Genomic DNA, 14,537 nt, shown 5'->3' on the forward strand with positions numbered 1-14,537 from the left:
CTGGCACGCCAAGGAGAGCTCCCGATGTTGTTTGCTGTCTCACGTCGAATCCTGCTGGCCCTGGCCCTGACAGCGTCTGGCCTGCCGTCGGCCCAGGCCCAGCCACCGGCGCCGGCGCCGGCGATCCCGGGCCAGGACCTGGACTGGCAGGACACCCAGCGCCAGCGCGCCGTGCCGGTGCGGCTGTACTGGCCGGCGCAGGCGGACGGCGCGCCGGTGCCGCTGATCGTGTTCTCGCACGGCATTGGCGGCTCGCGGCGCGGCTACAGCTATCTGGGCCAGTACTGGGCGAGCCAGGGCTATGCCAGCCTGCATGTCCAGCATGTCGGCAGCGACCGCCAGCTCTGGATGGGCAATCCGCTGGGCCTGGTGGGCCGGCTGCAGGACGCGGCCCAGGAGCGCGAGGCGATCCACCGGGCTCGCGATGTCAGCTTCGCGCTGGACCGGCTGCTGCAGGGCGAGTGGGGCGCGCGCATCGATGCGCGGCGCATCGTCGCGGCCGGCCATTCCTACGGCGCCAACACCAGCCTCTTGCTGGCCGGCGCTCGCGTCGAGCGCCAGGGCGCGGTGATGGATCTGCGCGACGAGCGCTTCAAGGCGGCGCTGATCATCTCGGCCCCGCCCTTCTACGGCGAATCCGATCCGTCGGCCATCCTGGCTTCGGTCAACATCCCGACCCTGCACATCACCGCGACCGAGGACGTGATACGCATCCCCGGCTACTACTCCGACGCGCAGGACCGGCTGCGGGTGTTCGACGCCACCGGCAGCGCGACCAAGTCGCTGGTGGTGTTCGAGGGTGGCTCGCACAGCGTCTTCACCGACCGCGACGGCACCGGCGGCCTGACACTGAACCCCAAGCTCAAGACCGCTACCCGCGAGCTGACCCTGGCCTTTCTGAGCCAGGTCTTCGACGGGCAGGGCGAGAGCCTGCTGAGCTGGGGCGAGCGCCACGGCGGCCTGCTGGCGCGCTGGGTACGGCCTGGGGCTAGTAGTACGTCAGTGTCACGCTGAGGGTGTCGGTGTAGGCGCCGGGCGCCGCGCCGAGCTGGCGGCCCGGCAGCCGGCCGTAGACCCAGTGCGTCTGCTGCGGCGCCAGCCCGAGGATGTCCAGCGTGATCGAGCCCGGCATCAGCAGCGTGGCGGCCGTGCCATCGCCCCAGACCGTGCTGCGGGCCGCATCCGTATAGAGGTTGTAACTCAGCTGGTGGGCGCCCAGGCTCATGCGCCGGTTGGCAAAGCTGCCGCCGCCGCCGGCGCTGATCGCGAGGTTGTAGGGAATCAAGAGCCCGGCCACACCGCCGCAGCCGACCTTGATGCTGGCGCTGCTGTCGGTATGGCCATGGGCCAGCGGGTTGTAGCTGCCGAACAGCAGCGGCGTGGTGCTGACGGTGCAGCTGCACAGCACCGGCAGGCACAGGGCCTGGGCCGAGCCGGCGCCGCATGCGGCAGCCAGCAGCAGGACAAGCAGACGCAGCAGTCTCATGGGGTGGCCTTGCATTCAAGAGTGCCCAGCTCGGGCCATTCGATCAGCTCGCGGGGCAGCGTCAGTATCAGGCTGCAGCTGCCGGCGGGCCAGCGCGCGTCGACGCGGCTGCGCTCGGCCAGGCCGCTGACAAAGGCGCGGCCCTCCAGCCCGACCGGGAAGCTGCGTGAGCCGCCCTCGACGCGCAGCTCGCTGCCTGGCGGCAGCGGCCGGCCCTGCGGGTCGATCAAGCGAAAGCTTGCCGCCCGGCTGCGCTGCACCGGGAAGCTGATCAGCGCGGCGCTGCGTGCGGCCGGCGTCAGCCGCACTTCCACCGCGTCGAGCTGGGCATCGAAGGGCAGGTCGGCGGCATCGATGCCGACCCGGTTGCTCTGGTAGCCGCGCAGGCTGCCGATGAAGGCGCGGCCGCTGGCATCGGTGCGGGCCACCGGCTGGTTGTCATGCAGCACGCCGACGCCCGCATAGTCGCCGACCTGCACGATGGCAAAGCCGCCGTCGATGCGGCGGCTGGCGAACAGCTCGCCGTCCATCCAGGCCAGGCCGCCGCTGACGCCGGCGCGCAGCTCCCGGGCCCGGCCCAGCTTGGCCGCGCCGGCGCTGAAGTCGGCCTTGTCGGTCTGCCAAACAGCCTGGGCCAGGCTGCGGCGCTGGTCGCCGGTCTCGGTCAGCAGCTGGTAGCCCAGGCCGCGGCCGAAGGGCGGGTTCTGCTGGACCTGCAGCTGCAGGTTCTGGGTGTCCTGCCTGCCGTTTGGCCCTTCGCTGCGGCTGCGCAGCAGATTGACGCTGGCGCTGCCACGCTCGCCCAGCGCATGGCTCCAGGACAGCGACAGCGCCGTGCTGCCGCCCAGATCGCGCAGTGCCACCAGGCTCAGATAGCCCCAGCCACCGAGGTCGCGGCTGGCGCTCAGAGACAGCAGCCGTGGCCGGGCGGCCTCGCCGCTGCGCCCGCCCTGCTGCAGATAGCTCAGGCCCAGCGAGGTGCCGCCCCAGGCGCTGCCCAGCGCGGCGGCCACGCTCCAGCGGCTGCCCGCTGCGTCGCGGGTATCGCCGGCCTGCGTGAAGCCGGCGCTGGCACGGCGCAGCTGCAGGCTGCCGCTCCAGTCGCGGCCCTGGCGGTCCAGGCCGGCGCCCAGCATCCAGCCGCGATCGGCCTGGCGCTGCCGGCTCAAGCCCAGCGACAGCGTGCCGGTGCCCAGCGCCGGCCACAGCCAGATGCCGGTGGCGCCCAGCGTCTGCTGGGCGCGCATCAGCTCGGCACGCAGCTCGCGGGTGAAGCGCTCGCTGATCCCCTTGCGCTCGGTAAGGCTGGCCAGCACGGCGCCATAGCGGTTGCTGGCCAGGCCATAGTCCTCGCGCAGCCGGCCCAGCTCGATGCTGAAGGCGCGCAGCCCCGGCTTCAGCAGGGCCGGGCTGACGTAGTAGGGCAGGACCACGACCTGCTCGCGCCCCAGCAGATCGCGCACCACGCTGCGGATCTCGCCCTGGCCGGTGACGATGGGCAGCTCGCTGAGGTCGAAGGCGCCGGGCTGCAGCCGGCCCTGCAGGCGCTGGCTGTTGTTGACATAGACATCCAGCGTCGAGGGCAGGGCGGCCTCGCCCTTCAGGCTGGGCAGCGGGAAACTCAGGAAACCGGGCCGCAGCGAGAAGTCCGTGCCCCACTGCAGGCCGCCCAGGCGCAGCGCCCGGCCCCAGGCACCGGGCTGGCTGACCGTGTCGCCAAGGCGCAGCCGCGCCATGCGCTCGGGCTGGTTCAGGGTCCAGCGCGTCTCCAGCCGCAGCAGGTCGCCTTGTTGGCGGTACAGCAGCAGATGGTTCAGGTCGCCCCGCGCGGTCAGCGCGCCGAGCTCGGCCAGGCCATCCAGGCTGCTGCCGCCGCCCTGGCTGCGACGCTGCCAGTACAGATCGTAGTTGGCGAACAGGCCCAGCTGCTGCGGCAGGGTCAGGCGCGGCGCCGCGCTTTCCATGCTGAGCTGCTGGCGCTTGAAGGCCGAGGCCGAGGCCTCGATCACCAGGGTCTGGCTGGCCTCCTCGATATGCCAGCGGGTGTCCGGGCTGGTGTCGGGTCGGCCATCGAGCACCATATGCGGCTCGCCGTCGATCAGGCGCGGCGCCAGCGCCGGCAGCTTCAGATGCAGCGACTCCCAGAGCGGCTGCGGCAGCGCCAGGCCCTCGGCCACGCGCACCGCCCGCAGGGTCTGCGGCTGGGCCACGCCGTTGATGCGCAGGCCCAGCAGCAGGGTCTCGCCGGGGCGCGCGAGCTCGGCCAGGGCCTGGGCCAGCTCGGGGCTGGGCAAGAGACCGCCGGACTGGGCGCCCAGAGGCTCGGTCAGCCCCAGCAGCAGCGGCCACAGCAGGTGGCCGTGCCGGGACTCAGTCCTGCGCCTCATTCAGCGCCACCTGCTGCACGCCCTGCTCGCTGACGACTTCCAGCAGCCGGTGCTTCTGCCCACCCTGCAGACGGAAGCTGCGCTGCTCGCCGGGGAAGATCACGCTGCCGCTGCCCTGCAGCGCCAGCGCCGCGCCGCCCTGCAGGCGCAGCTCGCCGATCTTCAGATGCACATTGCCGGTGTTGCTGACGCTGGCGACCATCTCGCCGGTGGCATCGCGCCGCAGCTGCCACTGCTCCTGGCGCACGATCTTGCTCGGCGCCACATAGACCGGCACCCGCAGCGCCACCAGCACACGCACGCTGCCGCTGACATTGCCGATGTCCGACAGCCGCGGGCTCGGCACCTCGCGCAGCACCATGCGGTAGGTGGCCTCCTGCTGCAGCTCCTGGTTGCGGCGCAGGCCGACGCGCACGATCTGGGTCTGGCCCGGCTGTATCGTGAAGATCGGCGGGTTGACGATGATGTCGCTGGTCGGACCGTCGACATCCTGGCCCTGGACCCGGGTCCAGGCGATCGCATCGGCCTGCATGATGACCGCCTCGCTGCCGTTGTTCTGCACCTGCACGGTGGCGCGGTCATTGAGGCGGTCGAGCTTGACATTGACCGGCATCAGGCTGATGTCGGCGGCATGGGCCAGGCCACTCAGGGCCAGCAGGCAGGCGAGCAGGGCAGTGCGCATGGCGAGGCCTCAGTAAGTGACCGTCACCGTCACGGTGTCGGTGTAGCTGCCGGGCACCACATTGGCCAGCGAGGGCAGGCGGCCGTAGATGGTCAGGCTCTGGGTGCTGCCGGTGCCGGTGCCGCTGTGGGTGCTGCTGGCCGTGCCGTCGCCCCAGACGGTGGAGCGGCCGGCATCCAGATAGAGCTGGTAGCCCAGGCTGTTGGCACCGCTCTTCATCGCGCGGTTCGTGAAATTGGAGGCGCCGCCGGCATTGGCCCCGGCGTTCAGCGACACGGTATAGGGCGTGGTGTTGGTGCACACGACGCTCAGCGTCGAGCTGGCGTCCAGCGGCGTCGCGGTGGCCAGCGGGTCGATGCTGGCGCCGAAGTTCATCGCCGAGCCCGACACCGTGCAGGCGCTGACCACGGTGGCCTGCACCTGGAAGGTGTTGCCGGCGGTGGCGGCGCCGGCCGAACCCGTGCCCAGCAGGGCGGCGGCGAGCAGCAGTGATTTGAGCTTGGCGGAAGACATCATGGCGAACTCCGTAATTGCTGAAGGCGGGGATCAGTGGCAGAAGACCGTCGGGCGCTGCGGCAGCGCCGCGCCATAGGCATGGGCCTCGGCCAGAGTCAGCAGGGCGCGGGCCGAGACCGCGTCGCGCGGGAACAGGGCCATGCCCAGTTCGCTCTGCAGGGCCAGGGCCCCGCCGTCAATCTGAAAAGGCTGGGCCATCAGCGCGCCGATCTGCTGGGCGAAGCTCGCGGCATCGGCGGCCGAGTCGACCCGGGTCAGCAGCAGCGCGAACTGCTCGCTGGCATGGCGGGCCAGCACATCGGCCGGCGTGCAGGACAGGGTCAGCCGCTGTGCGGTCTCGCGCAGCACCGCCTCGACGGCGGCCTCGCCATGGGTCTGGCGCAGCGCGTCCAGGCCCTTGAGCACCAGCACGAAAGCGGCGATCTCGGTGTTCTCGGCGGCCGCCATCTTGATGGCCTGGTCGGCCCGCTCCAGCAGCGCGAGCTGGCTGTACAGGCCGGTCAGTGCATCGCGCAGCAGCAGGGCGGCCGGGGTGCTGGATTCGCCGTCGCGGCGGGCTTCCAGCTGCTCGCCGAGATCGTCGAACAGGGTGTCCAGGCCGCTGGCCTTGTCGTAGAAGCCGTCGGCGCCGGCGGCCGTGCAGGCCTGGCGATAGGCATCGACGGCCTGCGAGGTCAGCACCATCACCTGGCCGCGAAAGCCCTTGCCGCGCAGGGCGGCCAGCACCTGCAGGCCCGAGCCCGAGGCCAGCGACAGGTCCAGCAGCACCATCTCGGGCTGCAGCCACTCGATCAGCGCGATCGCCTCGTCCTGGCGGCTGGCCTCGCCGACGATGCGCGCGCCGGCCATGCTGTCCAGCCGGCGTACCAGCAGGCGGCGGATGGACGGCGAATCTTCAACCAGAAAGATGTTCATGAAAGCCCCTGTTCGATGGCGCTTATCTTCGGTTTTCGCCCGGGCCTTGCGCAGAGGGGCTTGCCGCAAGCCAGGGTGCATGGTTCGCGCAAGCCCGTGTCAGCCGATTGCCTACACGGTCAGGCCGTGCTGCAGGCAGTACTTGGTCAGCTCGGTGTTGTTACGCCAGCCGGCCTTCTCCAGGATGCGGGCGCGGTAAGTGCCGACGGTCTTGACCGACAAGCTCATCGTGTCGGCGATCTCGGCCGGGGTCTTGCCGGCGGCGATCAAGAGCATCACCCGGTGCTCCTGGGTCGAGAGCTGCTCGTGCGGCAGGCTGGCCGGTGCCCGGCCGTCGAGCAAGCCCAGCAGATGGTCGGCCATGGCTGCCGTCACGTAGCGGCCGCCCTGAAGCAGGCGGTGCAGGGCGTTGACCAGGTCGTCGCCGGCGCGGTCCTTGGGCAGGTAGCCGGCCACACCCATCTGCAGCAGCCGCGAGGCATAGGCCGACTCTGCGTTCAGGCTCAGGATCAGCACCGGCACGGCCTTCAGCGCGCGCAGCACGCGGCTGGCGCCCTCGGTGCCGCTGGCGTCGGGCAGCGAGAGGTCGAGCACCACGGCATCGGGCCGTTGAGCCTGGCCCAGGCTCAGGGCCTGCGCCAGGCTGGCCGCCTCGTCTATATGGGCCTGTGGCCACTCGGCCAGGATCAGCTGGCGCACGCCGACCCGCATGATGGGGTGGTCGTCGACGATCAGAAACCTCATGCCTGGGCCTCCGCCGGCAGCGGCAGGTGCACGGCCACCCGGGTGCCGCCGCCGGGCGCCGGGCCGAACTCGAAGCGCCCGCCGGCCAGCGCCGCGCGTTCGCGCATATTGCGCAGGCCCGAGGCATCGGCGCGCACCGAGCCCGGGCCGTTGCCGTTGTCGCGGATCTCCAGCGTGTAGTGCCGGCCCGCCGCCCGGCCGGCGATCTGCAGTCGGCCCGCCTGGGCGTGGCGCAGCACATTGGTGCCGGCCTCCTGCAGGATGCGGAACAGCTGGTTGCGCTGCTCCGGGCCGAGCAGCTGCTCGTCGTCCACCTCGACCTCGACCGCCAGCTCGCCCTGGCGCGCCAGGCCCTTGGCGTAATGGCCGATGGCGGCGGCCAGGCCGAGATCGTCGAGCAGTGGCGGGCGCAGCGCGGCCGAGATCTGGCGCGCGGCGGCGATCGACTCGTCGGTCATCGCCAGCAGCTCGTCGATCAGCTCCTCCTTGGCCGGCGCCAGCTTGCGGCGCAGCGCCAGCACCAGCATCTTGCTGGCGGTGCCGAGCTGGCCGAGCTGGTCGTGCACCTCGCGCGCCAGGCGCGAGCGCTCGGCTTCGATGCTGCGGTCCAGTTCGACGGCAAAGCTCTGGATGCGCGACAGCGCCGCTTGCAGGTCGGCGGTGCGCGCCGCCACCGCGCTCTCCAGATGGGTGTTGGCCTCGCGCAAGGCGGTCTCGGCCCGGTCGCGCTGGCGGCGCTCCAGGACCAAGGCCAGCATCGCGCCGCCTATCAGCAGCACGCCCACCAGCGGAAGCACGGCCGACAGCAGCGCGGTGCGCTGCTGCACCGCCAGATTGCGGCGCTCGGCGTCCTCGATCATGCGGCTCTGGTGCCGCTCCAGCAGGGCCAGCTCAGCGCGGATGTCGTCCATCAGCCGTTTGCCGTTGACATAGGCCGACAGGTCTTTCAGCGCCGCCTCGCCGATCTGCCAGCGCCGCTCCACATTCTTCTCGGCCTGCTCGATGCGCTGGCGGATGAAATCGTCCAGCCGTTCCAGCGTCGGCGCCGTCTCGGCGCTGGGTGGCAGCGCGGCGGTCAGCTGGGTGTAGGCCTGGGCGAGTTCCTGGCGGGCGCTCTCGTAGGGCGCCAGAAACGCCACCTGGCCGGTGATCAGGAAGCCGCGCTGGCCGCTTTCGAGGTCGATCAGCAAGCTGCCGAGCCGGCGCAGCTGCAGCTGGGTCTGCAAGGCCTGCACGCGCTGCGCATTGCCCGCAACCAGCTCGCCGAGGCTGCGATGCTCGCCATAGGCGGTGGCCAGAAAGGCGACACAGCCGGTCAGCAACAGCCCCGCAGCAAGAGGGAACGATGTGAAACGCATGTCCGATCAAGTGGCATTCAACACTTCGGATACACGCGGACGCTGTGTTGACGGTGATGACAGGGACCCGCAGCGCCCACCCTACCCATGACCGGTGCCGGTGGAGCCTCGTTCGGACCCCTGTTGCCGACGCCGTCAGGCGAGGCTATGGGCTGGCATTCAAAAAATCAAGATCAGAAGACCGCCGGTGGCCGGGGCGCCACAGTGCCGGGTCTTGCCTGCCCCGTCCAGTCCGACAGGCTCGCAGCGCAACCGTAGCGCCTTGCCCGGCTGGCCGCGCTGGGTTCGTCAGCGCCCTAGATGCAAGACATTCCGCGACAGCGCGCGGAATTGACAAAGTGAATCTGGCCTTTGCTCAGCAGCAAATCGTTGATCGTTTGCAGACCTGTCCAAAAGCGCTTGCACTCCATTGCTCCTTACTTTAAAGTAAGGAATACCAGGAGATCACGCATGACCACTGCAACCATCACTTCCAAAGGCCAGATCACGATACCCGCTGACGTTCGGCATGCCCTTGCCGTCGATGCTGGGGACCGCGTGGAGTTCGTTCAGATCGAGCCCGGCCAGTACCTGTTCGTGGCTGCGAATCGTTCGGTGACGGAGCTGAAGGGCATGTTCGGCAAGCCATCCAAGGTCGTCTCCATTGAAGACATGAACTTGGCAATCGCTTCCCGCGGAGCATCGGCACGATGATTGGTCTGGATACCAACGTGCTGGTCCGCTACATCATGCAGGACGATGCCAAGCAGGCCGCCAAGGCGACGAAGCTGATTGAAAGCCTCACGGCTCAGGAGCAGGGTTTCATCACCCTGGTGTCGGTGGTGGAGTTGGTGTGGGTGCTGTCGTCGTCCTACGACTTGGCGCGGGGTCAGATCGTCCAAGCGCTCGACGTGATCCTTCGCTCGAAGCAGCTTGTCGTCGACCAGGCCGAGCATGTGGTGCGGGCCCTGCGAGCCTACGGCGCGGGAAGTGCTGACTTCGCAGACTGTCTGATCGAGCGCACGGCGGCGGCCGCCGGCTGCGCAAAGACGATGACCTTTGACGCTGCTGCAGCCAAGACGGCAGGCATGACGTTGGTTCAATAGCAGGGAAAGAGGACGATGCCGACGGAACCTAGATCTGAAACCCGACGCCGGCTACTCGTTCCTGGAGGCCAAGGCGCTGGCGTTTGGTGCACCCTCAGAAACTGGGTGAGAAGGCCGCAGGTGCGACCGGCGCCAGGGTGCCAGGTCTTGCTCAGTCCGGCAGGCTGCGGCTCTTGACCACCGCGTAGCGCGCCAGCGTGCGCTCGCGCGCCTCGTCATGGCGCACCAGCGGCGGCGCATAGTCGGGTGCGGCCAGCGGGCCGGCCAGCCAGGGGGCATGGATCAGCTTGGCCGGCAGCGCGGCGAGCTGGGGCAGGTAGCGCTTGATGAACTTGCCCTCGGCGTCGAACTTCTCGCTTTGCGTGACGGGATTGAAGATGCGGAACCAGGGCTGGGCATCGCAGCCGCTGGAGGCGGCCCATTGCCAACCGCCGTTGTTGGCGGCGAGGTCGAAGTCCAGCAGCTGCTCGGCGAAGTAGCGCTCGCCCCAGCGCCAATCGATGCCGAGGTCTTTGATCAGGAAGCTGGCCGTCACCATGCGCAGGCGGTTGTGCATATAGCCGGTCTGATTGAGCTGCAGCATCGCCGCGTCGACCAGCGGATAGCCGGTCCGCCCCTCGCACCAGGCCCGGAACAGGGCCTCGGCCGCCGGACCCTGCTCCCACTGGATGGCGTCGTACTCGGGCCGGAAGGCGCCGCTCATCGCCTGCGGGTGGTGGTGCATCACCTGGTGATAGAAGTCGCGCCAGATCAGCTCGGACAGCCAGACCTCGGCGCCGCGCTCGCCGGCCTGCGCACGTTGCCAGGCCTCACAGGCCAGGCGCCGGATCGAGACGGTGCCGAAGCGCAGATGCACGCTCAGATAGCTGGGGCCCCTGACGGCGGGGAAGTCGCGGGTCTGGTCGTAGCGAGCGATGCGGTCCAGAAAATCGTCCAGCAAGGCCTCGGCGCGGTCGGCACCGAGATGGGGCGCCAGCCCGGCCGGCTCGAAGCCGATCTCGGCAAGACCTGGCACGCCCTGGGCCAGCGGGCTGGTCGCGAGGGCATCGACGTAGCGCTCGACCGGGTAGGCCCGCAGGTAAAAGGGCGTGAGCTTCCTGAGCCAGGCGTTCTTGTAGGGCGTGAACACGCCATAGGGTTTGCCCTGGGTCGTCAGCAGCTCGCTGCGCTCGAAGACCACATGGTCCTTGAAGCTCTCGAAGCGGCAGCCGAAGCTGGCCAGGCGCTCGGCCACCAGGGCGTCGCGCGCCAGGGCCTGGGGCTCGTCGTCATGGTTGGCGAGCACCGCCTGTACACCCAGCTCGGCGGCCAGCTGCGGCAGCAGCTCGGCAGCGCGGCCATGGCGCACGATCAGCGCGCCGCCGCAGGCGCGCAGCGCCGCATCGAGCTGGCTCAGGGCCTGCAGGATGAACTCGACGCGGCGGTCGGCCCGGGGCAGGGCATCGAGGATCTCGGTATCGAGCACAAAGCAGCAGAACAGCCGACGCGTCGAACGCAGGGCGTGGTAGAGGGCGGCCTGGTCGTCCAGGCGCAAATCGCGCCGGAACCAGAGCAGGGCCTTGTCGTGAAGCTTTTGCATAGAGGAAGTGTCGCCTACGAATAAAATGCCCGGATGTCCAAGCACCAGATGGCCCTCTCCAATCAGTTTCTGATCGCCATGCCTGGCATGGCGGACGACACTTTCGCCGGCGCCGTGGTCTATCTGTGCGAGCACAACGACAAAGGCGCGCTGGGCCTGGTGATCAACAAGCCGATCGCGCTGACCCTGGGCAATCTGTTCGAGAAGGTCGAGCTGAGCCTGGACGACGACGATCTGGCCGCCCGCCCGGTGTTCTTCGGCGGCCCGGTGCAGACCGAGCGCGGCTTTGTGCTGCACGAGCCGCTGGACGCCGCCGGCGGCCACTACAACGCCACGCTGGCCGTGCCCGGTGGGCTGGAAATGACCACCAGCCGCGATGTGCTGGAGGCGCTGTCCAACGGCGCCGGCCCCAAGAAGGTGCTGGTGACCCTGGGCTACAGCGGCTGGGCCGCCGGCCAGCTCGAGGAGGAGATTGGTCGCAACGGCTGGCTGACCGTCAGCGCCACGCCCGAGATCATCTTCGAAACCCCGGTCGAGCTGCGCTACGAGCGGGCGCTGGGCCTGCTAGGGATCGATCCGCGCATGCTCAGCACGGACGCCGGCCACGCATGAGCGGTCCGCTGCAATCGTTATTGGCTTTCGACTACGGCATCAAGCGTCTGGGCGTGGCCACCGGCAGCCGCTTTTCCGGCAATGCCGAGCCGCTCAAGAGCATCCACCTTGAAGGCGATGCCCGCTTCGAGGCGATCGCCAGGCTGATCAAGGAATGGCAGCCCGAGGGCCTGGTGATCGGCGTGCCCTTCCATCCCGATGGCGCCGAGCACGAGATCACGCTGCGGGCGCGCCGCTTCGGCCGCCAGCTGAAGGGGCGCTTTCGCCTGCCGGTCTTCGAGGTCGACGAGCGCTACACCAGCGTCGAGGCCGAAAGCATGGGTGCGCGCGATATCGACTCGGCCGCTGCCGCCCTGATTCTTGAACAGTTCTTTCGTGAGCATCCATGAGCACACTTTTACTTGATGCCGAAGCCCTTTATGCCGACCTGCTGAAAGGCGTGCGGCGCCTGCTGGTGCCCGATGCCGCCCTGGTGGGCATCTGGTCCGGCGGGGCCTGGCTGGCCGAGCGGTTGCAGAAGGATCTGGGCCTGGCAGGCGAGCCCGGCGTGATCTCCAGCTCCTTGCACCGCGACGACTTCGGCTCCAAGGGCATGAGCGCCAGCGCCGACCACACCAAGCTGCCCTTTGATGTCAACGGCCGCCCGGTGCTGCTGATCGACGATGTGCTCTACACCGGCCGCACGACCCGGGCCGTGATCAATGAGCTGTTTGACTTCGGCCGCCCGTCCAGTGTCACGCTGGCGGTGCTGGTGGACCGGGGCGGGCGCGAGCTGCCGATCGAGCCGGCCTTCTCGGCCGCGCGCGTGACGCTGGCGGCCGAGCACAAGCTGCGGCTGGCGCGCGCCGGCGATGGCCGCTTCAGTTTCGATGTGGAATGAGCGAGGGGATGACCAGATGCTGAGTAAACGAAATCCCCAACTGAACAAGCACGGCGAGCTGATCCATCTGCTGTCGATCGAGGGCCTGCCCCAGGCCGTGATCCACCAGATCCTGGACACCGCCGGTACCTTTTTGTCGGTCAACGACCGCGAGGTCAAGAAGGTGCCACTCTTGCGCGGCAAGTCGGTGTTCAATCTGTTCTTCGAGAACAGCACCCGCACCCGCACGACCTTCGAGATCGCGGCCAAGCGATTGTCGGCCGATGTGCTGAACCTGGACATCGCGCGCAGCTCGACGGCCAAGGGCGAGACCCTGCTCGACACGGTCGCCAATCTGTCCGCGATGCATGCCGATATGTTCGTCGTGCGCCACAGCGAGAGCGGCGCACCCTATCTGATCGCCCAGCACTGCGCCCCCCATGTCCATGTGGTCAACGCCGGCGACGGCCGCCACGCCCACCCGACGCAGGGCCTGCTGGACATGTACACGATCCGGCATTTCAAGAAGGACTTCCGCAACCTGACCGTGGCCATCGTCGGCGATATCGTGCATTCGCGCGTGGCCCGCTCCGACATCCATGCGCTGAACATCCTGGGCGTGCCCGAGATCCGCGCGGTCGGCCCCAAGACCCTGGTGCCCGGCGATCTGCGCGAGATGGGCGTGCGGGTCTGCCACGACATGGCCGAGGGCATCAGGGATGCCGACGTCATCATCATGCTGCGCCTGCAGAACGAACGGATGAGCGGCGCGATGCTGCCCAGCGCCGGCGAGTTCTTCAAGAACTTCGGCCTGACGCCGGAGAAGCTGTCGCTGGCCAAGCCCGATGCCATCGTGATGCATCCGGGGCCGATCAACCGCGGCGTCGAGATCGACTCGGCCGTGGCCGACGGCAAGCAGAGCGTGATCCTGCCGCAGGTGACCTTCGGCATCGCGGTGCGCATGGCGGTGATGAGCATTCTGGCTGGGAACGAAGCATGAAGATCCTCATAAGAAACGGTCGATTGATCGACCCGGCCTCGGGCCTGGACCGCATCGGCGATCTGGCGATCGCCTCCGGCCGCATCGTTGCACTGGGCGATGTCAGCGAGTTCGAGGCCCAGCGTGTCATCGACGCGAGCGGCCTGGTGGTGGCCCCCGGCCTGGTGGACCTGGCGGCGCGGCTGCGCGAGCCCGGCCATGAGCATGAGGGCATGCTGGAGAGCGAGCTCAATGCCGCCGCTGCCGGTGGCGTCACCAGCCTGGTCTGCCCGCCCGACACCGATCCGGCGCTGGACGAGCCTGGCTTGGTCGAGATGCTGAAGTTCCGCGCCCGCAAGCTCAGCCTGTGCCGTCTCTTCCCGCTCGGCGCGCTGACCCGCGGCCTGGAGGGCGAGGCGCTGACCGAGATGGCCGAGCTGACCGAGGCCGGCTGCGTCGGCTTCTCGCAAGCTGACCATCCGATACGCAACACGCAGATCCTGCTGCGCGCGCTGCAGTACGCGGCCACCTTCGACTACACGGTCTGGCTGCACCCGCTGGACCCCTGGCTGGCCGGCGGCGTCGCGGCCAGCGGCGCGGTCGCGACCCGGCTGGGCCTGTCCGGCGTGCCGGTGGCGGCCGAGACCGTGGCGCTGCACACCATCTTCGAGCTGGTGCGCGTCACCGGCGCGCGGGTCCATCTGTGCCGCCTCTCCAGCGCCGCCGGCGTCGAGCTGCTGCGCGCGGCCAAGCGCGAAGGGCTGAATGTGACGGCCGATGTGTCGATCAACTCGCTGCATCTGAGCGATGTGGACATCGGCTACTTCAACTCGGCGATGCGGGTCACGCCGCCGCTGCGCCAGGGGCGTGATCGCGACGCGCTGCGCGCCGGCCTGGCCGATGGCACGCTGGACGCGCTGGTGTCCGACCATATGCCGGTCGACGAGGACGAGAAGATGCTGCCCTTCGCCGAGGCCACACCCGGCGCCACCGGGCTGGAGCTGCTTTTGAGCCTGGCGCTGAAATGGGCCGAGGACCTGCAGCTGCCGTTGGCGCGCGCGCTGGCTGTGGTCAGCAACGAGCCGGTGCGGGTGCTGGGCAATGCGCTGGGCTCGCTGTCGGCCAGTGCCGGCCGTCTGGTCGAGGGTGGGGTGGCCGATGTCTGCGTCTTCGATGCGACGGCGCGTTGGGCGGTTGCACCGGATCAGCTGCTGAGCCAGGGCAAGTACACGCCGTTCGCCGCCGACATCACCGGCTTCGAGCTGCCGGGCCGGGTGCGCTATACCCTGGTGGCGGGCCATATCGCCCACGAAGCCAAGACCTCAGCGACCTGAG

16 protein-coding genes are annotated in these 14,537 nt (G+C 69.2%); 8 read left to right on the forward strand and 8 right to left on the reverse strand.

Annotation, left to right across the window (positions count from 1 at the left end; translation table 11 throughout):
* The first annotated feature begins 24 nt into the window (after positions 1 to 24).
* Positions 25 to 1,014 (forward strand): alpha/beta hydrolase family protein, encoded by a 990-nt coding sequence (locus tag O5M90_RS23245; RefSeq protein ID WP_262971197.1) that lies wholly within the window; start codon positions 25 to 27, stop codon positions 1,012 to 1,014.
* Here O5M90_RS23245 and O5M90_RS23250 read toward each other — a convergent pair.
* From O5M90_RS23250 to O5M90_RS23280, 7 genes are all read right to left on the reverse strand, one after another.
* Positions 989 to 1,486, reverse strand: coding sequence for a Csu type fimbrial protein (locus O5M90_RS23250; protein ID WP_171018270.1), 498 nt, complete (start codon positions 1,484 to 1,486; stop codon positions 989 to 991). The two genes, O5M90_RS23245 and O5M90_RS23250, sit on opposite strands and share 26 nt — an antisense overlap.
* Complete coding sequence (locus O5M90_RS23255; protein WP_269837913.1) at positions 1,483 to 3,873, reverse strand: fimbria/pilus outer membrane usher protein; 2,391 nt, start codon at positions 3,871 to 3,873, stop codon at positions 1,483 to 1,485. Before O5M90_RS23255 ends, O5M90_RS23250 begins: the two co-directional genes overlap by 4 nt.
* A complete protein-coding gene (locus O5M90_RS23260; protein WP_137943147.1) occupies positions 3,857 to 4,555 on the reverse strand; it encodes a fimbrial biogenesis chaperone in 699 nt (232 codons plus the stop codon). The genes O5M90_RS23255 and O5M90_RS23260 overlap by 17 nt, the downstream gene beginning before the upstream one ends.
* Positions 4,556 to 4,564: 9 nt before the next feature.
* Positions 4,565 to 5,071 carry a Csu type fimbrial protein gene (locus O5M90_RS23265; RefSeq protein WP_262971195.1) on the reverse strand — a complete coding sequence of 169 codons (507 nt, stop codon included), beginning with the start codon at positions 5,069 to 5,071 and terminating at the stop codon, positions 4,565 to 4,567.
* Between the two features lie 30 nt (positions 5,072 to 5,101).
* Complete coding sequence (locus O5M90_RS23270) at positions 5,102 to 5,986, reverse strand: diguanylate cyclase domain-containing protein (RefSeq protein ID WP_262971194.1); 885 nt, start codon at positions 5,984 to 5,986, stop codon at positions 5,102 to 5,104.
* Between the two features lie 111 nt (positions 5,987 to 6,097).
* A complete protein-coding gene (locus tag O5M90_RS23275; protein ID WP_262971193.1) occupies positions 6,098 to 6,730 on the reverse strand; it encodes a response regulator in 633 nt (210 codons plus the stop codon).
* Positions 6,727 to 8,088, reverse strand: a complete 1,362-nt coding sequence (locus O5M90_RS23280; protein WP_137943144.1) for a CHASE3 domain-containing protein — start codon at positions 8,086 to 8,088, stop codon at positions 6,727 to 6,729. The genes O5M90_RS23275 and O5M90_RS23280 overlap by 4 nt, the downstream gene beginning before the upstream one ends.
* Positions 8,089 to 8,538: 450 nt before the next feature.
* Between O5M90_RS23280 and O5M90_RS23285 the strand changes: the two genes are divergently transcribed.
* Together O5M90_RS23285 and O5M90_RS23290 are read left to right on the forward strand one after the other, a co-directional pair.
* Positions 8,539 to 8,781 (forward strand): AbrB/MazE/SpoVT family DNA-binding domain-containing protein, encoded by a 243-nt coding sequence (locus O5M90_RS23285; RefSeq protein WP_137943143.1) that lies wholly within the window; start codon positions 8,539 to 8,541, stop codon positions 8,779 to 8,781.
* Positions 8,778 to 9,173 (forward strand): PIN domain-containing protein, encoded by a 396-nt coding sequence (locus O5M90_RS23290; RefSeq protein ID WP_269837912.1) that lies wholly within the window; start codon positions 8,778 to 8,780, stop codon positions 9,171 to 9,173. The genes O5M90_RS23285 and O5M90_RS23290 overlap by 4 nt, the downstream gene beginning before the upstream one ends.
* Before the next feature lie 151 nt (positions 9,174 to 9,324).
* Here the strand turns inward: O5M90_RS23290 and O5M90_RS23295 are convergent, their stop codons facing one another.
* Complete coding sequence (locus O5M90_RS23295; protein WP_269837911.1) at positions 9,325 to 10,752, reverse strand: cryptochrome/photolyase family protein; 1,428 nt, start codon at positions 10,750 to 10,752, stop codon at positions 9,325 to 9,327.
* Positions 10,753 to 10,785: 33 nt separating this feature from the next.
* On the opposite strand from O5M90_RS23295, the gene O5M90_RS23300 reads away from it, so the two are divergent.
* Genes O5M90_RS23300 through O5M90_RS23320 form a run of 5 tightly spaced genes read left to right on the forward strand, consistent with a single transcriptional unit; the run spans position 10,786 to position 14,536 of the window.
* On the forward strand, positions 10,786 to 11,364 hold the full coding sequence (locus O5M90_RS23300; RefSeq protein WP_262971190.1) for a YqgE/AlgH family protein: 579 nt from the start codon (positions 10,786 to 10,788) through the stop codon (positions 11,362 to 11,364).
* Positions 11,361 to 11,753 carry a Holliday junction resolvase RuvX gene (gene ruvX, locus O5M90_RS23305; RefSeq protein WP_269837910.1) on the forward strand — a complete coding sequence of 131 codons (393 nt, stop codon included), beginning with the start codon at positions 11,361 to 11,363 and terminating at the stop codon, positions 11,751 to 11,753. The genes O5M90_RS23300 and ruvX overlap by 4 nt, the downstream gene beginning before the upstream one ends.
* Positions 11,750 to 12,244 (forward strand): bifunctional pyr operon transcriptional regulator/uracil phosphoribosyltransferase PyrR, encoded by a 495-nt coding sequence (gene pyrR, locus O5M90_RS23310; protein WP_269837909.1) that lies wholly within the window; start codon positions 11,750 to 11,752, stop codon positions 12,242 to 12,244. Before ruvX ends, pyrR begins: the two co-directional genes overlap by 4 nt.
* Positions 12,245 to 12,260: 16 nt before the next feature.
* Positions 12,261 to 13,223 (forward strand): aspartate carbamoyltransferase catalytic subunit, encoded by a 963-nt coding sequence (locus O5M90_RS23315; protein ID WP_262971189.1) that lies wholly within the window; start codon positions 12,261 to 12,263, stop codon positions 13,221 to 13,223.
* Positions 13,220 to 14,536, forward strand: a complete 1,317-nt coding sequence (locus tag O5M90_RS23320) for a dihydroorotase (RefSeq protein WP_269837908.1) — start codon at positions 13,220 to 13,222, stop codon at positions 14,534 to 14,536. The genes O5M90_RS23315 and O5M90_RS23320 overlap by 4 nt, the downstream gene beginning before the upstream one ends.
* Position 14,537 lies beyond the last annotated feature (1 nt).

The organism is Paucibacter sp. M5-1 (genome assembly GCF_027498415.2).
In the GTDB taxonomy this organism is placed as follows: domain Bacteria; phylum Pseudomonadota; class Gammaproteobacteria; order Burkholderiales; family Burkholderiaceae_C; genus Roseateles_E.